Genomic DNA, 19,235 nt, shown 5'->3' with positions numbered 1-19,235 from the left:
GCCTTTCTAGACGCCGGCGCCGTTCAGGGTCGGGGCCGCGCCGCTGCCGTTGCGGGCCGCGCGGCGGGGGCGGCGGGAGGCCATGCCGTGGAACCACTCCAGGAGCCAGGGGGTCAGGAAGTGGGAGGAGAAGATCCCCGCCACGATGCCGATGAGCATGGCCAGGGCGAAGTCGGCGATGACCGGCCCGCCGAAGCAGAGCAGGGAGAGCACCGCCAGCAGGATGGTGCCGCCGGTGATGAGGGTGCGGGCCAGGGTCAGGTTCAGGCCGCGGTTGACGATGTCGTAGAAGCTCTTCAACTCCCCGGCGCGCCACGACTCGCGGATGCGGTCGCTGATGACGATCTTGTCGTTGATCGAGTAGCCCAGGATGGTCAGGAAGGCGCCGATCAAGGTCATGTTGAATTCCCGGTGCAGGAGGGCCATGACGCCGATGGCGATGAGCACGTCGTGGATCTGGCCCAGGGTTGCGGCCAGGGAGAACGACCACTCATAGCGGAAGGCGACGTAGATCATGATGCCCAAAAGGCCGATGCCCAGGGTGAGGAGCGCGCGCTCCCCCAGCTCCTTGCCGATGACGGGGCCGACGCGGTCTAGGCCCGCCTGCGCGAAGCCCGCGCCGGGAAAGGCGGAGGCCAGGGCGGGGGCGACGCGCTCGCCCTCGCCGTAGCGGGCCTGGACCAGGAGCTGCGGGCGCTGGCCGGTCTGCATGCCGGCGGCGTACTGGATGGTGCCGGTGTGGAGCCCCGCGCGGTCCAGGGCGGCGCGCACGGCGCCGATGGCGGGCGGGACCACTTCCGTGCTGGTGACGGTGACGGAGTCGCCCCCGGCGAAGTCGACGCCCAGCAGGGTGTGCCGATGGGCGGCGAAGGTGCAGATGCCCCAGACGAGGAGGGCCAGGGAGAAGACGGAGGCGACGCGGCCGATCTTGATGAAGTCCAGGCGCGGGTTGCGCACGGCCTGGAGCATGGCCAGCTTTTCCAGCCCGCGGATGGAGAGGAGCCACTCGAAGGCGTTCTTCGTCACCACCAGGGCGGCGAAGAGGTTGGCCACGATGCCCAGGGTGAGGGTGACGGCGAAGCCCTGCAGCGGGCCGCTGCCCAGGACCAGGAGGATGATGGCCGGGATGATGGCGGTGACGTGGGCGTCGAAGATGGCGGAAAACGCGCGGGAGAAGCCCGCCGCCACGGCGGCGCGCAGGTTCTTGCCCAGGGCCAGCTCGTCGCGGATGCGCTCGTAGATGAGGACGTTGGCGTCCACCGCCATGCCGATGGTCAGGACGATGCCCGCGATGCCCGGCAGGGTCAGGGTGAAGTGGAACTGGGCCAGCATGCCCAGGAGCATGAAGATGTTCAGCACCATGCCGACGGAGGCGATGACGCCCGCCCAGCGGTAGTAGAGGATCATGAAGCCCATGACCAAAAGGACGGCCACGATGCTGGCGTTGCGGCCGGAGACGATGGAGTCACGTCCCAGGGAGGGGTCGACGCCGCGCTCTTCCAGGAGCTTCACGGGCGTTTCCAGGGGGTTTTCCAGGACGCTGGAGAGGTCGTCGGCCTCCTTGGGCGTCATGTTGCCGCCGGAGATGACGGCGTTGTTGAAGATGGCGGTCTTGATCTCCGGGGCGCTCTGCACCTCCCGGTCCAGGACGATGGCCATCTGCTGGCCGATGCAGTTGGAGGTGATGCGGCCGAAGGCCTGCTGCCCTTCCGGGGTGAAGTCGATCACCACCGTGGCGCGGCCCACGTCGTCGAAGCTGCGGAAGGCGCGCTGGACGTATTTGCCGGACATTTCCGGGCGGCGCTTGACCACGATTTCCGTGTGCAGCTCCTGCCCCTGCAGGTCGTGCTGGAGGTAGGGCAGGATCTCGTAGTCGATCGGGATGGCGGCGGGGTCGCCGGAGTGGAAGGCGTTGAGCAGCTCGCGGCTGCGGGGGTGGACGAGGCGGAATTCCAGCTTGGCCACCTTGGCCAGCTGCTGGCGGGCCTCCGCCTTCTGCTGCTCGGAGAGGCCGGGGATCTGGACGCTGATGCGGTTGGCGCCGACGGGCTGGATGATGGGTTCCGAGAGGCCGAATTGGTCGACGCGCTTGCGGATGACCTGCATGGCCTTTTCCCGCGCGCTGGAGGAGGGCTGCCCGTCCAGGGCGATGAGGAAGGCGGTGCCGCCCTTGAGGTCGAGGCCCAGCTTGATCTTCTCCGAGACGGGGAAGAGGGAGAGGGCGCTGGCGGCGGCGATGGCCAGGATGGAGCACAGGCCGACGCGGCGGCGGACCACCGGATCCTCCGCCAGGATGTACCAGGCGAGGAATCCGACGAAGGCCAGCGCGCAGAGGAAGATGAGGAAGAGCATGGGGCCCGGGGGAAGGTTGGCGGGGTTAGGCGGCGGCCTCGGCCTTTTCCTTCTCCCGCTTGGAGACGGAGGTGACGGCCGACTTGAGCATCTCCACCTTCACGTTCTCCGCGATGCGGACGACGAAGGTCTTTTCCTTCACGTTGGCGATGGTGCCGTAGATGCCGCTCTGGGTGATGACCTCGTCGCCGCTCTTCAGCTCGGAGATCATCTTGTCCTGCTCCTTGCGGGCCTTCATCTGCGGGCGCAGGAAGAGGAAGTACATGAAGAGGATGAGGAGCCCCGGCATGACCAGGGAGACCCAGAAGGGCTGCGGCGGCTGGCCGTCGGCGGCGGGAGGCTGCGGGGCCATGGCGAGAAATTCGGCGAGGGGGAGGTGGATCATGATTGGGGGGTGGTTCCTGCGTTGGTGGCTAAGCCTTTGACACGATAAGTTTCCCGGAAGCTGCGGCGGAAGGCCTCGAACGTGCCGTCCAGGATGGCTGCCCGCGCCTCCCGCAGCAGCTCCAGGTAGAAATGGGAATTATGCAAGGAGACCAGCATGAGGCCAAGGATTTCTTGGCCGCGCAGCAGGTGGCGGATGTAGGCGCGGGTGAAGTGGGTGCAGGCGTAGCAGGCGCACCCCGCCTCCAGCGGGCCCTGGTCCATCCGGTAGGCGGAGTTCTTCAGGTGGAGCTGGCCGCCCCGCGTGTAGGCGGTGCCGTGGCGGGCCATGCGGGTGGGCAGCACGCAGTCGAACATGTCGACGCCGCGCGCCACCATCTCGATCATCTGGTGGGGCTGGCCCAGACCCATGGCGTAGCGGGGCTTGTCGGCGGGGAGGAAGGGCTCGGCGTACTCGACGGCGGCCATCATCTCGTCCTCCGGCTCGCCCACGCTCACGCCGCCGATGGCGTAGCCGTCGAAGCCGATCTCCACCAGCCGCTCCGCGCATTCCCGGCGCAAGGCCTCGTGGGAGCCGCCCTGCACGATGCCGAAGAGGTTCTGCCGCTTGGTGGGGCGGTCCGGGGTCGATTCCATGAGCGCGGCGTGGTGGCCCTTGCAGTCGCGCGCCCAGCGGACGGTCCGCTCCACGGCGTCGCGCACGGCGCCGGCCTCGCACGGCCAGGGCGGGCACTCGTCCAGGACCATCATCACGTCGCTGCCCATCGTCACCTGCATGGCGATGGCCTCCCGCGTCCCCAGGAAGTGGGGCGCGCCGCTGACGTGGCAGCGGAAGTGGACGCCGTCCTCCGCCAGGCGGCGGAGCTTGGCCAGGGAGAAGACCTGGAAGCCGCCGGAGTCGGTCAGGATGGGGCGCGGCCAGTTCATGAACTTGTGCAGGCCGCCGAATTCGCGCATCGCCTCCAGCCCGGGGCGGAGGAAGAGGTGGTAGGTGTTTCCCAGGAGGATGCGGGTGTCCATCTCCAAAAGGTCGCGCTGGGAGACGGCCTTCACGCTCCCCTGCGTGCCCACGGGCATGAAGACGGGCGTGGGGATGTCCCCGTGCTCCGTGCGGAGGATTCCCGCCCGCGCGCGGCTGGAGGGGTCGGTCTTGAGCAGCTCGAAGGGCATGGGCTGCTAGGGCTGCGTCCCGGCCCGGCCGGTGCCGGAGGCCAGGCGGTCGCAGAGGAAGAAGTCCCACGCCTCCGCCTCCGGGATGGGGATGCCGGGCAGGGGGCGGACGGTCTGGAACTGCCGGGGAACGACGGCGGGCGGCTGGGCGTCCCGCGTCATGAGCAGCGCGCTGGAAACCTCGAAATCGAGGTAGCCCGGCCAGAGGTCGAACTGGCTGTGGATCTTGTCGTGGGAGGGGACGTAGACGGAGGGCTGGAGCGGCAGGTAGAAGGAAAGGAGGCTGGCCCAGAGCGGCTCGCTGACGATGACGAAGGAGGCCCCGGCGTCCCGCTGGAGGCGGGCCACTTCCGTGGCGATCGCGCGGGGGCGCTCCCGGCGGTTCGGCGCGTAGCCGTGCCAGAACTTGGCCCCGAAGGCGAAGAGCCCGCTGACCGTTTCCAGCCCCGCCACGATGAGGACGGCCAGCCCCAGGAAGCTGAGGAGCCGGGCGCGGCCCCAGAAGCCGGGGCGCGGCCCCGCCGCGGGGTCCAGGAGGCGGGCGGCGACGCTCCCCGCCAGGGCGACGAGCGGCAGGTAGAGCGCGGCCATCACGTCGGGATTGCCCTCATGGAAAAAGCTGAGGAGGAACTGGAGGGCCAGCCCCGGCAGCGCCACGCAGAGGAGCAGGAGGTGGCCCCGCTGCAGGAGGGGGAAGTCCCGCGCGCGCAGGATGAGGACGGCCAAGGCCAGGAGGCCCGCGAAACCGAGCCAGACGAACTGGTCTTTCAGAAAGCCCAGGACGTGCGCCGGGCTGGCGTAGAGCTTCGGCCCCAGCCAGTGGCTGGCGCTTTCCGCCAGGATGCTGGCGGCGCTGGGCGGCGCGCCGGTCCCCGTGGCGACGAGGTGGAAGCCCGTCTGCCAGATGACGAAGGGGGCCAGGCCCAGGCCCAGCGTCCCCAGGATGAAAACGAGGGCGTGGCGGGAGAGCCAGGGGCCGGTCCGCTGCGGGTCGAGCAGGCGGAAGAGGAGGAACCCGGCGGGCCAAAGGAGGTTCCACCAGGAGAGGCCGACGGCCAGCGCCGTGACCAGGGTGGCGGCCAGCCAGTCCTCCAGGCGGCCCCGCTCCGCCACTTGGCGGTAGACCAGGAGGGCCAGCGCCATGAGGCCGACGGCCACGGCCGCTTCCGAGAGGAGGAGCATCTGCCAGAAGTAGAGCGGCAGGACCAGGAAGAGGAGGAGGGAGTAAAACCCGGCCCGCGGGCCGAAGCCCTGGCGCGTGCCGTAGAAGAGGAGGAAGCCGGTGGCGGCGTAGAGGACGCCGGCGGGCCAGCGGACGCCCAGCTCCGTCTGGCCGAAGAAGAGGGTGCCCAGGTAGGAGAGGGCGGGAACCAGGGGGCCCCGGTCCCAGAAGCCCCAGTCCAGGTGGCGGCCCTGGAGCCACGCGTAGGCTTCCGGCCCGGTCAGCTCGAAGGTGCGGGACAGCCAGAAGCGGACCAGGAGCAGGACGAAGAGCAGGAAGGTGACCCGCTTGCGGTAGCCGGAGGTGCTCATAAAGGGGCTTGCATGGAGGGAAAGGGGTACGGAGAGTAGCGGCCCCCTCTCCGATGAAACAAGCCAAATACCCGCTCACGGCCCTGGTGCTGGCGGGCCTGCTCGTCTCCCTCCGCGCCGCTCCCGACCCGCAGAAGCCGACCCCGCCGCCCGCCCTCGTGCAGGCCCGCGTCTTCCGCAACTTCACGCTGGAGGACTTCACGCTGGAAGGGGACATCCACACGAAGAAGGACTCCTACCCCATCACCCTGCGGACCCACGACCATGAGATGGTCTACCAGTTCAAGGACCAGCCCCTGCAGGTCCGCGTCCTCCTGGACCCCATGGGCGCGACGGTCTTCCGCCGCAAGGGCGCCAACGACCCCTGGCAGCAGGTGACCGGCCGCGCTCTGGTGGAGAACATCCTGCGCACCGACCTGACCTATGAGGACATCGGCCTCGGCTTCATCTTCTGGGACCGGCTGGTCGGCGTCGGCTCGGACAGCATCAAGACCCTGCCCGCCTGGGCCTTCGAGGCGGAGCCGCCGGAGGGCATCTTAAGCCGCTACGCGAAGGTTCGCTACTGGATCAGCTCCGATTACTACGCCTTCCTGCGCGTCGACGGCTACAACGCCAAGGGCCAGGTGGTGAAGCGCGTGGAGGTCAACGGCGTGCAGAAGATCGGCGAGGCGTACGTCATTAAGGAGATGCAGGTTTCCACCATGATTCCGGGCACGGAGGTCTCCGCCACCCGCACCTACATCGACGTCTCCTCCGGCAAGCCCGGCTCCGGCCTGGGGCAGTAGCGCTTTCCCATGCGGATCCTGGTCACCGGCCTCGTCGGGCAATACCCCTTTGGCGGGGTGATCTGGGACTACGTCCAATATCTCCTCGGCTTCCGCGCGTTGGGGCACGAGGTTTGGTACGTGGAGGACACCGGCTCCTGGCCCTACGACCTGGAGCGGCACACCCTCACGGAGGATTCCACGCGCAACGTCGCCATGCTCGGCGCGCTCATGGAGCAGTTCGGCTTCGGCGGCCGCTGGGTCTACCGCAACGGCGCCACCGGCGCCTTCCACGGCCTGCCGGAAAAGGAGGCGCGGGAACTGGTCCGCACCGCCGACCTCTGCGCCAACGTCTCCGGCGCGGGCCACATGATCGACTACGACTGGGGCCGCTGCCACCGCATGTACCTGGACGGCGACCCGATGTTCACCCAGGTCGCCCTGTGCGACCCGGAGGGGAAGAACCCCGGCGCCGGGGAATTGATCCGCGCCCACCACAGCCACTTCTCCTTCGGCCTGAATATTGGGGGGGAAGGATGCCTCGTCCCCACCGGCGGCCTCTCCTGGAAAAAGACCGTCCAGCCGGTCTCCCTGGAGCATTGGCCCGTCCTGCCGGAGCCGCCCGCCCACGGGCTGACCACCGTCATGAGCTGGGCCAGCTACGCCCCGTGCCGCTGGCAGGGGGCGGACTACGGGCAGAAGGACGTCGAGTTCGCCCGCTTCCTCGACCTGCCCTCCCGCGTCCCCCAGCCCTTCACCCTGGCCATGGGCAAGGGCCTCCACCAGCGCCGCCCCACGGAAATGTTGCGGGAGAAGGGATGGACCATCCTGGAGCCGGAGGAGGTCGTCCCCGACGCGCGCACCTACCGGGAATTCCTCAGCCGCTCCAAGGGGGAGTGGAGCGTCGCCAAGAACGGCTACGTCCGCTCGCGCAGCGGCTGGTTCTCCTGCCGCACCGCCTGCTACCTGGCCGCCGGGCGGCCCGCCATCGTCCAGGAAACCGGCTGGAGCCGCCACCTCCCGGCGGGGGAGGGCCTCTTCGCCTTCGAGGGCGAGGAGGACGTCGCCCGCGCCGCCGCGGCGGTCGACCGGGACTACCCGCGCCAACGCGCCGCCGCGCGCTGCGCCTGGCGGAGGAGCATTTCGAGGCGGGCAAGGTCTGCCGCGACCTGCTGGCCCAGGCCGGGTTGGACTAGGGCCAATCGACAATTAAACCAAGGCGCGCCGGCGGGCCGTTGGCCCGCTCCCCTAGGCGCGCGTTCCCGCGGTGTATTAGAAATACACAAGGGGACGCGCAACGACGGGGGCGGGGCAACGCGCCTTGGTTTAATTATCGATTGGCCCTAGTCTTGTCCAACGGGGGCGCGGCCCCTTAAATGGGACGCCTTGAAACCGATGTCCTTTTCCCTTTTCTCCGCCCTCCTCTTTTGGGCCGTCCTGGGCGGCGGCTGTTCCCGCGCGCAGAAGTCCCCGCCTCCTGCCCCGCCGAAGCCGATGGTCATCCACCTGCCCGCCTCCGCCAGCCCCTTCCGCCTCCTCCTGCCGGAAGGCCAGAACCCGGGCGAGCTGCCCGCGCAGCTGGAAAAGGTCCTCGGCGGGAAGGTCGAGGTCGCCTCCTACGCCGACGACGCCGCGGCGGAAAAGGCCGTGAGCGAGGGCGCGTGCGACCTGGCCGCCCTGTCCGACCGGGCCGCCGCCGCGCTGATCGCCAAGAAGGCCCTCCAGCCCCTGCCGCCCGTCCCGGGCGTCCCCGCGCCCGCGCCGGAGTTCAGCCACCACTACTACGATCCCGCCGGAACCTACACCTGGCCCTACGGCTGGAGCCTGCTGGGCTGGGCCGCCGCGCCGCTGCCGCCGGCGGAGATGCCCCGCGCCTGGCGCGACCTGGCCCGCCCCGGCCTCTCCCTTTCCCTGCCCGCCGATCCCGCCCTGCGCGCCGCACTGTGGGCCCTGGCGGAGGGCAAGCCCCCGGCCGAGGCGGGCGCGCCGCCCCCCTCATGGAAGGAGGCGAAGGAATCGGCCGACGCCGCCGTCCGCGTCGATTTCCTTTGGAAACTGCGCGGCCATTTGAAGGAAAAGGAGCAGGTCTTCCTGCCGCCGGGCGGCTCCCTCATCGCCCTCTACCAGTGGGCCGTCCCCGCCTCCTCCAAGGAAACGGAGCGCGCCGCGGCGGCCCTCCAGTTCCTCGCCGCCCCGGAGAACGCCGCCCGCATCGACCAAGCCTGGGGCGTGGCCGCCACGCAGGCCTCCGCGCACGCCCTCTTTTCCCCGGCCCTCCAGGCCGATCCGCTCCTCTACCCCGGCCTGCCGGAGCGAAACCTCTGCCGCTTCGTTCGGTGAAGGCGTTTTTGGAGGCGTTGGAGCAGTTCGCCGTCGAGGTGATCCTCGACCGGCGCAAGGGACGCCGCGCCGCGTTCCTCAAGGGCTTCCTCTACCTCCTTTCCCTCCTCTACCGGCAGATCGTCGTCCTGCGGCTCCGTTTCTTCGAGTGGCGCTTCGCCCGCGTCCACGCCCTGGGCTGCCTGGTCATCAGCGTGGGGAACCTGACCGTCGGCGGCACGGGAAAGACCCCCATCGTGGAAAAGCTGGCCCGGCGGCTGACCGACTCCGGCCGCCGCGTCGCCATCCTCTCCCGCGGCTACAAGAGCGTCCCCGTCCCCTTCTGGCAGCGGATGCGCGACCGCTTCCGCTCCCGGGAGCACGCCACGCCGCCGCGCGTCGTCTCCGACGGAAAGCGCCTCCTCCTCGACTCGGCCCGCGCCGGGGACGAGCCCTACATGCTGGCGAAGAACCTGAAGGACGTCGTCGTCGTCGTCGACCGGGACCGGGTGAAGGGCGGCCTGCACGCCATCCGCCGCTTCGGCGTCGACACCCTCCTTCTGGACGACGGCTTCCAATACCTGCCGCTCAAGGAGCGGTGCGACGTGCTCCTCGTCGACCGGGAGAGCCCCTTCGGCAACCGGCACCTGCTGCCGCGCGGCATGCTGCGGGAACCGCAGGGCCACCTGAAGCGGGCCGACTTCATCTTCCTGACCAAGTGCGACGGCAGCGACCTCTCCCCGCTCAAGGAGGAGCTGCGCCGCTTCAACCGGCACGCCCCCATCGTCGAGTGCGTCCACCGGCCGCAGTTTTTGGAAAACCTCCACACCGGGGAGCGCCAGCCGCTCGAATTCCTGCGCGGCCTGCGCGTGGGGGCCTTCTCCGGCATCGCCCGGCCGGAGAGCTTTGAGGACGGCCTGCGCCGCCTGGGGGCGGAGATCTGCTACAGCCGCCACTTCGCCGACCACCACCGCTTCGACGGGGAGGAGGTGGCCAACGCCCTTTCCCGCAGCAAGGCGCGCACCGCACGCGCCGTCATCACCACGGAGAAGGACGCCGTCCGCATCCCCCCCATCGCCGAGCCGCCCCTGCCCGTCTACTTCCTGCGCGTCGAGATCGAGGTGCTCCACAACGAGGAGGCGCTGGAAGCCCTCTTCGAAAGCTGGCTGCACAAGAAGGAGGAGGCGCCCGCCGCCGCATGAGCGCGCCGCTCCTCCTGCGCTCCCCCAACTGGCTGGGGGACGCCGTCATGGCGCTGCCCGCCGTCCGCAGCCTGCGCCGGGGCCTGCCCGGCGCGGAGCTGGTCGTCGCCGCGCCCGCCTCCCTGGCCGCCCTCTGGCGGGCCTGCCCGGCGGTCGACCGCGTCGTGCCGCTGCCCCGCCCCCGCAGCTACCGCGCCACCGTGCCGCTTCTCCGCGCGGCGGGGCCGAAGCGGGCGCTCCTTTTTCCCAATTCCTTCCGCAGCGCGCTGGAGATGCGCCTGGCGGGCGTTCACGCGCTGACCGGGCTGGGCCACGCCGGGCGCCGCTTCCTCCTGCCGCGCGCGGGCCGCGTCGCCCCGCGCCCCTTTTCCTGGGCGGCGCTCCACCAGCAGTTTGAATACCTCCACCTGGCCGCCGCCCTGGGCGGCGACGGCGACGCGGGCGGCCCGGAGCCGCTCCTCCGCGCGGGGGAGGGGAGCCGGGAGGGCGTCCTCCTCTGCCCCGGCGCCGCCTACGGCCCGGCCAAGCGGTGGCCCGCCGCCCGCTTTGCCGAAGTGGGCCGCGCCCTGGCGGCGCTGGGCCTGGGGCCGGTCTTTATCCACGGCGCGCCGGGCGACCGGGCCGCCGCGGCGGAGGTGGCCGCGGGCGTCCCCGGCGCGGTGAACCGCGCGGGGGAGACCACGCCGGAGGAATTCCTCGCCGCCGTCGCCGGAGCGCGGCTGGTGGTGACCAATGACAGCGGCGCGATGCACGTGGCCGCCGCCTGCGGCACGCCGGGCGTCGCCGTCTTCGGCTCGACGGAGCCGCGCCGCACGGGCCCCCTGGGGGAGAGCGTGCGCGTCGTCCGGGAACACGTGCCGTGCAGCCCCTGCTTCCTGCGGGAGTGCCCGCTCGACTTCGCCTGCATGGAGCGGGTGACGGTCGGCCGCGTCCTGGCCGCGTGCGAGGAGGCGCTCGCGTGAGCGTTTCGGAGAAGCCGCCCAGCACGCGCCGCGCGGCGGGCGTCGTCGGGATCGCCGTCGTCGCCTCCCGGCTCCTCGGCCTCGTCCGGGAGCAGGTCTTCGCGGCCATGTTCGGCGCGGGGAAGCTCCTGGACGCCTACCTGGCGGCCTTCCAGATTCCCAACCTCCTGCGCGACCTCTTCGCGGAGGGGGCGCTCTCCACCGCCTTCACCACCGTCTTCACCCGCACCTGGGAAAAGGAGGGCCCGCCGCCCGCCTGGGCGCTGGCCAACCTCATCTTCAGCGCGCTGATCTTCGTCCTGGGCGTGATCTGCCTTTTGGGCATCGCGGCGGCGCCGTGGATCGTCGACGTGACCAACCACGGCTACCACGACGTGCCGGGGAAGTTCGCCCTCACCGTCTCCCTCACGCGGCTCCTCTTCCCCTTCATCCTCTTCGTCTCCCTGGCGGCGGTGGCCATGGGGATCCTCAACTCCCGCCACCGCTTCGGCCTGCCCGCCTCGGCCTCCACCGTCTTCAACGTCGTCTCCGTCGTCGCGGGGGTCGCCGGGGCCTACCTGTGCGATCCCGCCGCGCGGGCCGACTGGCTCCATCCCCATTTCACGGAGCGGGCGCTCTTCGGCGTCTGCGGCGGCGTCCTCGCTGGGCGGCCTGGCCCAGCTGGCCATCCAGCTGCCGGAGCTGTGGCGGCAGGGGATGCGCTTCCGCTGGCACCTGGACCTGCGCCACCCGCGCCTGCGGGAGGTCTGGGCCCTCATGTGGCCCAGCGTCATCGCCGGGGCGGCGGTGCAGGTCAACGTGCTGGTGAACGGGGCCTTCGCCTCCTCCATCGACGGCGGGCGCTCCTGGCTGGGCTGCGCCTTCCGGCTCATGCAGTTCCCCATCGGCGTCTTCGGCGTCTCCATCGCCACCGCGCTCCTGCCCGCCGTCTCCCGCCACCACGCGCAGGACGACCGCGCGGGCTTCGGCGTCCGCGTGCGGGAGGGGCTGCGGCTGGCCTGGTTCTTCACCGTCCCCGCGGCTCTGGGGCTGGCCGTCCTGGCGCGGCCGATCATCGCCCTCATCTACCAGCACGGCCGCTTCACCGCGCACGACACGGAGATGACCGCCCTGGCCCTCCAGGCCTATTCCATCGGCCTCTGCGGCTACGCGGCGCTGAAGGTGGTGGTGCCCTGCTTCTACGTCCTGGGGCTGCCGCAGCTGCCGCTGCGGGTCAGCCTCCTGGGCATCGCCGTCAACCTGGGGCTCAACGCCCTGCTCATGGAGGTCCTGGGCCTGGGCCACGCCGGGCTGGCGCTGACCACCTCCTGCATCGCCCTGCTCAACTTCGGCCAGCTCGCCTGGGCGCTGGGGCGGCGGCTCGATTTGGGGCGGGGCGGGGAGTGGGTTTCCTTTGGCGCGCGGCTCTTCCTTTCCTCCGCCCTCATGGGCGGGGCGGCCTGGGGGATCGAGCGGCTGCTGGGGCCCTGGGCGGCGGGTTCCTTCCCGCGCGCGGCGCTCTCCCTGGGCGCGGCGATCGGGGGCGGGGGCGTGGTCTACTTCGCCGCCAGCCTTCTGCTGCGGGTGGAGGAGACGTCCCAGGCCTGGGGAATGATCCGCCGCCGCCTGCTGCGGAAATAGCCGAATTCTTTCTATGGCCCCGGCTCCCGTCGTCCTGTTAGGGGAACATCACGCCGATTTCGCCCACCTCCAGATGGAGGGGGAGACTCTCCGCCGCGCGCAGGCCTTGGGCTACGACACGCTGGCCGTCGAATACCCGTGCGATCTGGAGCCCGCCGTCCACGCTTACCTGGCCTCCCCGCGCGACGCGGCGGCCTACCGCGCCTTCCTGGAAGCCCGGCTCGATACGGAACTGGCCGGGCTGGGGGAGGACGCGCCGGAGGTTTCCCCCGCCCAGCGGCAGGAGTGGATCGAGGAGCTGCGGACCGAGCCGCAGGCCGTTTTGACCAAGCAGCTCTGGGACCGCGCCGCCGAGCTGGGCTACGCCGTCCGCTGTATCGACCTGCCGGTGGCCGCCCTCAACCGGCTGCCGGAGGTGGAGACGAAGGCCGACCTCGCCCTGCGCAACCAATTCATGGCCGATTACCTGGCGGAGATCACGGAAGACCAGGGCCGCCAGGTGATCCTGGTGGCCGGGAGCGCCCATCTGATTTCGGAAGAGGAATGCCCCTCCCTCCAGGAGGAACTGGACCGGCACGAGGTGCCGCACCGCTCCTTCGCCCTGGCCGTCGACGGCCGCTCCCCGGCCCGGGAGATGCGGGTGCCGGAAGAGCGGCTCGCCGCCTCGGTCGACCGGATCGCCTTCGGCGCGCCGGAGATCGAAGCCTTCCTGCGCGCGACGCGTTCGGGCGCGGGCGCGGTCCAGTCTAAGGAACCGGGACGAGAGCCCCGTATTTGACCGAGCAGCCGTAGGGCGTCGTCACCGGGGTCGCCACCGGCTTGCCCGCCAGGAGGGCGTCGAGGGCCTTGGCCACGTAGGGCTCCGCCTTGCGGATGTCGTCCGGGTTCGCGGAGGCGATGCTGTCGATCCCCCCGGTGTAGCGGACCACCCCCTGCTTATCGACGATGAAGAAGTGGGGCGTCGTCTTGGCCCCGTAGAGGCGGCCGATGATCCCGTCCGCGTCGACCAGGTAGTCGGTGCTGGCGGCGTGCCAGGCGGCGCGCGTCGCCTCGATCTCCTGGGTCGGATGGTTGCCTTCCTTCCCCGGCGCGGAGGAGCAGACGGAGAGCCAGACCACGCCCTGGGCGGTGTACTTTTCCTGCAGGACGGGGATGTTCCCGCTGGCGTAGTGCTTCTTCACGAAGGGGCAGTCGACGTTCGTCCATTCCAGGACGACGATTTTCCCGGCGTAATCGGACAGCTGGACGGGCTTCCCCGCCAGGTCGTTCAGGGTGAATCCCGGCGCGGGGCTGCCGACGGCCACGGCCGCCTTGCCGGTGCCAAGGAGAAAGAGGGAAAACGTCAGGAGGAGGAGAGACTTGTGCATAGGGACGTACCGTAACCCAGGAGATCAAAAAATCAACGGACCTGAAGAAAACGGCTGGAGGAAATAGCCGAATTGTACGGCATGGAGTTTAGCGCCGCCTCTCTTTTAAAAGCCTCCCCTGGGGCGGCTTTGCGCGGCGTCGTCTTTACTCTGTGGGACGCCCGGCCGGCCTGGCTCCGGCCTGGCCTGTGGCGGAAGCCCCTGCCCGAACTGGACCGGACGCTCCAGCCCGTCGTTTGCCTGGGAGAATTGCATACTCGGGAAGAGCACGCGCATATCGAGGTGGAGGCGTTGCGGGCCCTTCGCCCTTTGGGTTACGACACGCTGGCGGTGGAGCTGCCGCCGGAGCGGGAACCGGCCGCCCGGCGCTATGCCGCCTCCCGCCGCACGGAGCAGGATTACCGGGATTTTCTCCATGAAGGCAGCGCGGCCCTTTATGGCGACGCTTTTCGCCGCGCCTCCGCCGAGGGGCGGGAAAAGGAAATCGCGCGGCAGATGGAAGAGCCGGGGGAGAGGAATACCCGCATTCTCTTGAACGGCGCGGCGGAGCTGGGTTACCGCCTCCGGTTCGACGATTTGTCCGCGCGGAACCTCGCCGCCATCGAGGAGGGCGGGCGCCTCTACCGGGATTTGGGCCGCCGCAACGCCGCCTCGGCCGCCGTGCTGGCGGAGGAGGCCCGCGCGGGCCACGGCGTGGTGGCCGTCCACGGCGCCGCGCATTTGAGCGAGGTGGTGCCCGGCACGTCCCTCAAGAAAGAGCTGGACCGCCTGGGCGTGCCCAGCCGCAGCTTTGACCTGGCCCTCGACGGGGAGCGGCCCATCGAGCGGGTTTACCGGCGGCTGGGCCGGGCTCCCAGCCCCGTGGACCACGTCGTCTCCGATGGGGCGGAGGTGGGCCGCATCCTGGCCCGGGAGGGCGGGCGATGATCCTGCCCGTCGTCTGCGTGGGGGAGCACCACCACCGCCCGGAGCACTTGACGGCGGAGATCGCCGCCCTGCGGGAACTGCGCGGCCTGGGCTACGACACCCTTTTCCTGGAGCGCCCGTGCGACCTCCAGCCCGACCTCGATGCCTACCTGGCTTCCAGCCGTTCCGACGCGGCCTACCGCCGCTTCACGTCCGCCTCCTTGGACAAGACGCGCGGGGCCGGGGCGCCGCCGCTCCCCCGGGAAAGGCGGGAGGCGCTGCTCGACCAGATGATCGCCGCCGACACGAACCGGGCGCTCCGCCTCCGGCTGGAGCGCGGCGCGGACGAGGGCTTCCGCGTCCGGTTCAACGACCTGCCCGCGGCGGAGCGCAAGCGGATCATCCAGGAGCAGCGGACCGTGGAGACCCTGCCCCAGCGCAACGCCTTCATGGCGGAGCGGATCGCGGAGGCGGGCGGCGGCGCCGTCGCCATCTGCGGCGCCTCCCATTTGACGGAGACGGAGTCCCCCGGCAGCTCGCTGAAGATCGAGCTGGGCCGCCTGGGCCTGCGTTCGGAAAGTTTCGAGCTGGCGATCGACGGCGACCGCCCGGAGATCCATGCGGGCATTCCCGCCGCCCGGCTGAAGCCCGTCGACCACCTGGTCGAGACGGGGAAGGAGATCGCCGCGCTCCTCCGCGCCGAATTCCGCCGGGGCGGCGCGGCCCCTGCTCCCAGCCAGGAAGAGCGCGTCCGATGAATGCCGGCCCCCACCCCGTCCTCCTCGTAGGGGAAAACCACGCCGAAGGCCTGCACGACCTGGCCGAGCGGAAGATCCTCCAGGAAGCCGCCGCGCGCGGCTACGACACCCTCATGCTGGAGAAGCCGAACAATCTCCAGGAACCCCTGCAAGCCTACCTCCGCTCCGCGCGGAAGCCGGAGGACTGGCGCGCCGTCATCGACTTTTACTTGGAGGCCCTTTACCCCGTCCCCGCCGCCTCCGCGCCGCGCGCCGGGTGGCGGGGGCGGCTCGACCGCCGCCGCCAGGAACGCGGGGCGGAGGAGCGCCGCCTGTTCCTCCAGGAGGAGGGGGAGGCGCTGGCCCGCGGGTCGTGGCGCTACCAGCTGCGCGGCCTGGCCGAGGAGGCCGAGCGCCGCGGCCTGCGTACCGTCCTGTGCGACGTCCCCGCCTCCCCCGACTACTTGGCCATGTCCCGGCAGGAAAAGCGGGTGCTGGAAGGAGTCGCCCCCCGCAACGCCTTCATGGCGGAGCGGATCGCCGCCGAGGCGCGGGCGGGCCACGGCGTCCTCATGATCGGCGGCCTCCACCATTTGGACGATGCCCTGACGCCCGGCAGCTCCCTCAAGCTGGAGCTGGAGCGGCGCGGCGTCCCCTCCCTGACCTTCGCCCTGGGCCGTCCCGCCTTCGGAAAATGGGAGGAGAGCCGCCGGGAAAGAAAGCTGCTCGACGAGCTTTACCGCCGCGTCGATTACGTGGAGACGGCCCTGGGCCGCACCGTGGCCCAGGCCCTTCAGGAGCGCGGCATCGGCTTCCGCCGCGCGGGGGAAGCCGGAGGCGCGGCCCCGGGCGGCGGCCCGGCCCGGGAAAAATAGGGGCGTGACCTTCCGCCCCCGGCCCGGCCTATCATGGGGCCAGCTTCACGCGCCCGTAGCTCAGTCGGATAGAGCATCGGATTTCTAATCCGGCGGTCGCTGGTTCGAATCCAGCCGGGCGTGCCCTTTTAGAACGGGCCGAAGCGGACGCCCGTCAGCGTTTCCGATTCCTCCCATAGCCGCCTGGCGTCCCCCTCGCTTTGCGCCGCCGGCGGCAGCGGGGCGGGCGCGGGGTATCCTTTCATCTCGGACAGGCCATCCGGCCCGTAGTAGCCGCCGGGGCGCGCCTCCGGCGCGGTGGCGGCGAAGAGCGTCGGCAGCGCGCCATGGGCGGCGTCCTGGGAGAGGAGCGCGCCGAGGGTCTTCCCCGCGGCGGCGAAGAGCAGGCCCATCATTCCCTTTCCCGGGCCGGAGGTCTGCAGGTTGGTCCGCGCGTAGCCGGGGTGGGCCGCCGTGCTGACGATGGGGGAGCCGGCGGCGGAGAGGCGCCGCTGCAGCTCCACGGCGAAGAGCGTGTTAGCCAGCTTCGACTGGGCGTAGGCCTGGAACATCGGCTTGTAGAGGCGCTCGCTCTGGAGGTTGTCGAATTCGATCCGGGCCTGCTTGTTGGCCATGCTGCAGACGGTCACCACCCGCGTGCCGGGCTGGCGCCGCAGGGCGGGGAAGAGCAGGGCGGTAAGGGCAAAGGGCCCCAGATAGTTGGTGCCGAACTGCCGCTCGAAACCGTCGACGGTCAGCTCCCGGCGCGGCACCGCCATGACGGCCGCGTTGTGGATGAGGAGGTCGAGGGGCTCGCCGGAGAAGGCGGCGGCGAACCGCCGCACGGAGGCCAGGTCGGCCAGGTCGAGCACGCCGGGCAGGAGGCGGGCCTCCGGCACTTCCTGGCGGATGCGGGCGGCGGCGTCTTCCGCCTTCGCCGCGCTGCGGGCGGCCAGGATCACCTCCGCCCCGCGCCGGGCCAATTCCAGGGCGGTGTGCCAGCCGAGGCCGCTGTTGGCGCCGGTGACGAGGGCCCGGCGTCCGGTTTGGAGGGGGATCTGCGCGGCGGTCCAAGGGGTCTTTTTCATGGTCTTACGACGATAGGAGAAAACGGTATATTCTCGCAATTAGGCACCTTTTTGGCTTATACCTACCTTTAGGTAACTATGAAGGCGTCGAAACGGATGGAAGAGGCCAAGCGGCTCTGCGAAAGCCTGAGCGAGGCGGAGGAGGCGATGACCCGGGAGCTGCTGGCGCGGCTTTCCGACAAGTGGTCCCTCTGGGCCCTGGGCGTCCTGGCCGAGGCGGGAGGGCCGATCCGCTTTACCCGCGTCATGGAGCGGGTGGGGGGGATCAGCCAGAAATCGCTCACCAAGGCGCTCCGCCAGCTGGAGCGGGACGGCCTGGCCACCCGGAAACTCTTTCCGGAGGTGCCGCCCCGGGTCGAATACGCCATCACCCCTTTGGGAATGAAGCTGCTGGAGCAGGTCGAGCCGCTGTGGAGCTGGATTGCCGGGCAGGTTCGGACCTTCACGGCGGCCCGGAAGTCCTTCGACGCGCGGCGGGCCCCGGCGCGGGCCGCCCGCTAAAGCGGGATTCGCGCGCGGGGCCGTTCCGTGTAGGCTGGCCTTTCCTTATGACCAAGAAATTCGACCTGGTGGTGATCGGCGGCGGCTCCGGCGGCTACGCGGCGGCCCGCACCGCGGCCTCCCTGGGCCTGCGCGTGGCGGTGATCGACGGGGCGCGGGAACTGGGCGGCCTCTGCATCCTGCGCGGCTGCATGCCGACGAAGGCGCTCCTGGAATCGGCCCACCGCTGGCGCGCCGCCGGGGAGGCCGCCGAGTTCGGCCTCCGCCTCCGCCGCGTGAAGGCCGACCTGCCCGCCATCCTCCGGCGGAAGGATAGGCTGATCGAGGACTTCGCCTCCTACCGCCGCCGCCAGCTGGAGCACGGCCCCTTCACCCTCCTGCGCGGCTGGGCACGCTTCACCGGCCCGAATGCGGTGGAGGTGGAAGTCCCCGGGGCCAAACCCCTGGCGGTGGAGGGGAAGGCCTTCCTCATCGCCACCGGCTCAGAGATCGGCGCGCCGCCGGTCCCCGGCCTGGCGGAGGCGGGCTACCTCACCAGCGACACGGCGCTGACCCGCAAGAAGCTGCCCAAATCGCTCGTCGTCCTGGGCGGCGGCGCGGTGGCGGTCGAGTTCGCCGACTTTTACGCCTCCCTGGGGACGAAGGTCACGATCGTCCAGCGCAGCGGGCGGCTGGCCAAGGAGTTCGATCCCGACGTCTCCGCCGTCCTGGAAAAGGCGTTCCGCCGCCACGGCCTGGACGTCCACACCGGCACGCAGCTCGTCCGCGTCGAAAAGCGCGGGAAGCTCAAGGAGGTCCACTTCCGCGAGGGGCCGCGCCAGCGCCTCGTCCGCGTCGCGGCGGAGGAAGTGCTGCACGCCCTGGGCCGGAAGCCGTCCCTCTCCCGCCTCAACCTGGAAGCGGCGGGCCTCCGCCTGCGGGAGGGGAAGCTCCGCGTCCGCCCCACCCAGCAGACCGACCTGCCCCATATCTACGCCGTCGGCGACGCGGCGGGGCCCTACGAGATCGTCCACCTGGCTATCCTCCAGGGAGAGGCGGCGGCGCGGAACATCGCCGCCGGCCTGAAAGGCGGCCGGGCCAAGCTGGAAAAAATGGACTACCGGCTCAAGGCGATGGTCCTCTTCACCGACCCGGAGGTCGCCTCCGTCGGCCTCACGGAGACGGAGGCCCGGGAAAAGGGCCTCGACGTCATCGCGGCGAAGTACCCCTTCGACGACCACGGCAAGTCGATGATCATGGGGGCCCTGGACGGCTTCGTGAAGCTGGTGGCCGACCGCCGGCGCGGCACCATCCTGGGCGGCCAGATCGCCGGGCCGCACGCCTCCGACCTGATCCACGAGATCCTGGCCGTCATGCGCTACGGAGGGACCGCGCAGGAGCTGGCGGCCATGCCCCATTACCATCCCACCCTGGCGGAGATCGTCACCTACCCGGCGGAAGAACTGGCCGCGCGGGTCGGAAAAAGGTAGGTTTAAA

18 protein-coding genes, 1 tRNA gene and 1 pseudogene are annotated in these 19,235 nt (G+C 70.6%); 14 read left to right on the top strand and 6 right to left on the bottom strand.

What is annotated here, in order from left to right; all coding sequences use genetic code 11:
* Positions 1-6 precede the first annotated feature (6 nt).
* From secD to PW734_02005, 4 genes are read right to left on the bottom strand one after another with little or no spacing between them, the layout of a single operon-like run.
* On the bottom strand, positions 7-2,352 hold the full coding sequence (gene secD, locus PW734_02020) for a protein translocase subunit SecD (GenBank protein ID MDE1169978.1): 2,346 nt from the start codon (positions 2,350-2,352) through the stop codon (positions 7-9).
* Positions 2,353-2,377: 25 nt separating this feature from the next.
* Positions 2,378-2,737: a preprotein translocase subunit YajC gene (yajC, locus tag PW734_02015; GenBank protein MDE1169977.1), complete on the bottom strand. Its 360-nt coding sequence runs from the start codon at positions 2,735-2,737 to the stop codon at positions 2,378-2,380.
* Positions 2,734-3,906, bottom strand: a complete 1,173-nt coding sequence (gene tgt, locus PW734_02010) for a tRNA guanosine(34) transglycosylase Tgt (protein MDE1169976.1) — start codon at positions 3,904-3,906, stop codon at positions 2,734-2,736. Before tgt ends, yajC begins: the two co-directional genes overlap by 4 nt.
* A gap of 6 nt (positions 3,907-3,912) precedes the next feature.
* Complete coding sequence (locus PW734_02005; GenBank protein ID MDE1169975.1) at positions 3,913-5,439, bottom strand: glycosyltransferase family 39 protein; 1,527 nt, start codon at positions 5,437-5,439, stop codon at positions 3,913-3,915.
* 53 nt (positions 5,440-5,492) lie between these two features.
* On the opposite strand from PW734_02005, the gene PW734_02000 reads away from it, so the two are divergent.
* The 8 genes and pseudogenes from PW734_02000 (at position 5,493) to PW734_01965 (ending at position 13,084) form a co-directional block, all read left to right on the top strand.
* Positions 5,493-6,224, top strand: a complete 732-nt coding sequence (locus tag PW734_02000; GenBank protein ID MDE1169974.1) for an outer membrane lipoprotein-sorting protein — start codon at positions 5,493-5,495, stop codon at positions 6,222-6,224.
* Between the two features lie 9 nt (positions 6,225-6,233).
* The gene (locus PW734_01995; protein MDE1169973.1) at positions 6,234-7,550 is read left to right on the top strand and encodes a hypothetical protein; all 1,317 of its coding nucleotides are present in this window, start codon (positions 6,234-6,236) and stop codon (positions 7,548-7,550) included.
* A 48-nt stretch (positions 7,551-7,598) separates the two neighbouring features.
* On the top strand, positions 7,599-8,543 hold the full coding sequence (locus PW734_01990; protein ID MDE1169972.1) for a hypothetical protein: 945 nt from the start codon (positions 7,599-7,601) through the stop codon (positions 8,541-8,543).
* Entirely contained in the window at positions 8,540-9,724 is a 1,185-nt protein-coding gene (lpxK, locus tag PW734_01985) for a tetraacyldisaccharide 4'-kinase (protein MDE1169971.1), read from the top strand. The genes PW734_01990 and lpxK overlap by 4 nt, the downstream gene beginning before the upstream one ends.
* Positions 9,721-10,686, top strand: coding sequence for a lipopolysaccharide heptosyltransferase II (waaF, locus tag PW734_01980; GenBank protein ID MDE1169970.1), 966 nt, complete (start codon positions 9,721-9,723; stop codon positions 10,684-10,686). The genes lpxK and waaF overlap by 4 nt, the downstream gene beginning before the upstream one ends.
* Before the next feature lie 107 nt (positions 10,687-10,793).
* Positions 10,794-11,165, top strand: a pseudogene (locus PW734_01975) (lipid II flippase MurJ).
* A 202-nt stretch (positions 11,166-11,367) separates the two neighbouring features.
* Entirely contained in the window at positions 11,368-12,306 is a 939-nt protein-coding gene (locus tag PW734_01970; protein MDE1169969.1) for a lipid II flippase MurJ, read from the top strand.
* 13 nt (positions 12,307-12,319) lie between these two features.
* Entirely contained in the window at positions 12,320-13,084 is a 765-nt protein-coding gene (locus tag PW734_01965; GenBank protein ID MDE1169968.1) for a hypothetical protein, read from the top strand.
* Here PW734_01965 and PW734_01960 read toward each other — a convergent pair.
* A complete protein-coding gene (locus PW734_01960) occupies positions 13,053-13,673 on the bottom strand; it encodes a thioredoxin family protein (GenBank protein MDE1169967.1) in 621 nt (206 codons plus the stop codon). The genes PW734_01965 and PW734_01960 overlap by 32 nt on opposite strands.
* 81 nt (positions 13,674-13,754) lie before the next feature.
* On the opposite strand from PW734_01960, the gene PW734_01955 reads away from it, so the two are divergent.
* The 4 genes from PW734_01955 (at position 13,755) to PW734_01940 (ending at position 16,314) form a co-directional block, all read left to right on the top strand.
* Entirely contained in the window at positions 13,755-14,600 is an 846-nt protein-coding gene (locus PW734_01955) for a hypothetical protein (protein ID MDE1169966.1), read from the top strand.
* On the top strand, positions 14,597-15,337 hold the full coding sequence (locus PW734_01950; protein MDE1169965.1) for a hypothetical protein: 741 nt from the start codon (positions 14,597-14,599) through the stop codon (positions 15,335-15,337). Before PW734_01955 ends, PW734_01950 begins: the two co-directional genes overlap by 4 nt.
* Positions 15,334-16,191: a hypothetical protein gene (locus PW734_01945; protein ID MDE1169964.1), complete on the top strand. Its 858-nt coding sequence runs from the start codon at positions 15,334-15,336 to the stop codon at positions 16,189-16,191. The genes PW734_01950 and PW734_01945 overlap by 4 nt, the downstream gene beginning before the upstream one ends.
* 49 nt (positions 16,192-16,240) lie before the next feature.
* Positions 16,241-16,314: transfer RNA gene (locus PW734_01940), tRNA-Arg, on the top strand.
* 5 nt (positions 16,315-16,319) lie between these two features.
* Here PW734_01940 and PW734_01935 read toward each other — a convergent pair.
* On the bottom strand, positions 16,320-17,258 hold the full coding sequence (locus PW734_01935; protein MDE1169963.1) for an oxidoreductase: 939 nt from the start codon (positions 17,256-17,258) through the stop codon (positions 16,320-16,322).
* Positions 17,259-17,336: 78 nt separating this feature from the next.
* Here PW734_01935 and PW734_01930 point away from each other — a divergent pair, with 78 nt between their 5' ends.
* Both PW734_01930 and PW734_01925 read left to right on the top strand, forming a co-directional pair.
* A complete protein-coding gene (locus PW734_01930) occupies positions 17,337-17,759 on the top strand; it encodes a helix-turn-helix domain-containing protein (GenBank protein ID MDE1169962.1) in 423 nt (140 codons plus the stop codon).
* 47 nt (positions 17,760-17,806) lie between these two features.
* On the top strand, positions 17,807-19,228 hold the full coding sequence (locus PW734_01925; protein ID MDE1169961.1) for an NAD(P)/FAD-dependent oxidoreductase: 1,422 nt from the start codon (positions 17,807-17,809) through the stop codon (positions 19,226-19,228).
* The last annotated feature ends 7 nt before the right edge of the window (positions 19,229-19,235 follow it).

Origin of the sequence: Verrucomicrobium sp. (assembly GCA_028283855.1) — a bacterium.
Taxonomy (GTDB): Bacteria; Verrucomicrobiota; Verrucomicrobiia; order Methylacidiphilales; family GAS474; genus GAS474.
This window is presented reverse-complemented; position numbering and strand designations above follow the sequence as displayed.

What these genes read in the sequence shown, in the direction of transcription:
- secD (MDE1169978.1), bottom strand. Translation starts at nt 2,352, where the DNA reads ATGCTCTTCCTCATCTTCCTCTGCGCGCTGGCCTTCGTCGGATTCCTC.
- yajC (MDE1169977.1), bottom strand. Translation starts at nt 2,737, where the DNA reads ATGATCCACCTCCCCCTCGCCGAATTTCTCGCCATGGCCCCGCAGCCT.
- tgt (MDE1169976.1), bottom strand. Translation starts at nt 3,906, where the DNA reads ATGCCCTTCGAGCTGCTCAAGACCGACCCCTCCAGCCGCGCGCGGGCG.
- PW734_02005 (MDE1169975.1), bottom strand. Translation starts at nt 5,439, where the DNA reads ATGAGCACCTCCGGCTACCGCAAGCGGGTCACCTTCCTGCTCTTCGTC.
- PW734_02000 (MDE1169974.1), top strand. Translation starts at nt 5,493, where the DNA reads ATGAAACAAGCCAAATACCCGCTCACGGCCCTGGTGCTGGCGGGCCTG.
- PW734_01995 (MDE1169973.1), top strand. Translation starts at nt 6,234, where the DNA reads ATGCGGATCCTGGTCACCGGCCTCGTCGGGCAATACCCCTTTGGCGGG.
- PW734_01990 (MDE1169972.1), top strand. Translation starts at nt 7,599, where the DNA reads ATGTCCTTTTCCCTTTTCTCCGCCCTCCTCTTTTGGGCCGTCCTGGGC.
- waaF (MDE1169970.1), top strand. Translation starts at nt 9,721, where the DNA reads ATGAGCGCGCCGCTCCTCCTGCGCTCCCCCAACTGGCTGGGGGACGCC.
- PW734_01965 (MDE1169968.1), top strand. Translation starts at nt 12,320, where the DNA reads ATGGCCCCGGCTCCCGTCGTCCTGTTAGGGGAACATCACGCCGATTTC.
- PW734_01960 (MDE1169967.1), bottom strand. Translation starts at nt 13,673, where the DNA reads ATGCACAAGTCTCTCCTCCTCCTGACGTTTTCCCTCTTTCTCCTTGGC.
- PW734_01955 (MDE1169966.1), top strand. Translation starts at nt 13,755, where the DNA reads ATGGAGTTTAGCGCCGCCTCTCTTTTAAAAGCCTCCCCTGGGGCGGCT.
- PW734_01950 (MDE1169965.1), top strand. Translation starts at nt 14,597, where the DNA reads ATGATCCTGCCCGTCGTCTGCGTGGGGGAGCACCACCACCGCCCGGAG.
- PW734_01945 (MDE1169964.1), top strand. Translation starts at nt 15,334, where the DNA reads ATGAATGCCGGCCCCCACCCCGTCCTCCTCGTAGGGGAAAACCACGCC.
- PW734_01935 (MDE1169963.1), bottom strand. Translation starts at nt 17,258, where the DNA reads ATGAAAAAGACCCCTTGGACCGCCGCGCAGATCCCCCTCCAAACCGGA.
- PW734_01930 (MDE1169962.1), top strand. Translation starts at nt 17,337, where the DNA reads ATGAAGGCGTCGAAACGGATGGAAGAGGCCAAGCGGCTCTGCGAAAGC.
- PW734_01925 (MDE1169961.1), top strand. Translation starts at nt 17,807, where the DNA reads ATGACCAAGAAATTCGACCTGGTGGTGATCGGCGGCGGCTCCGGCGGC.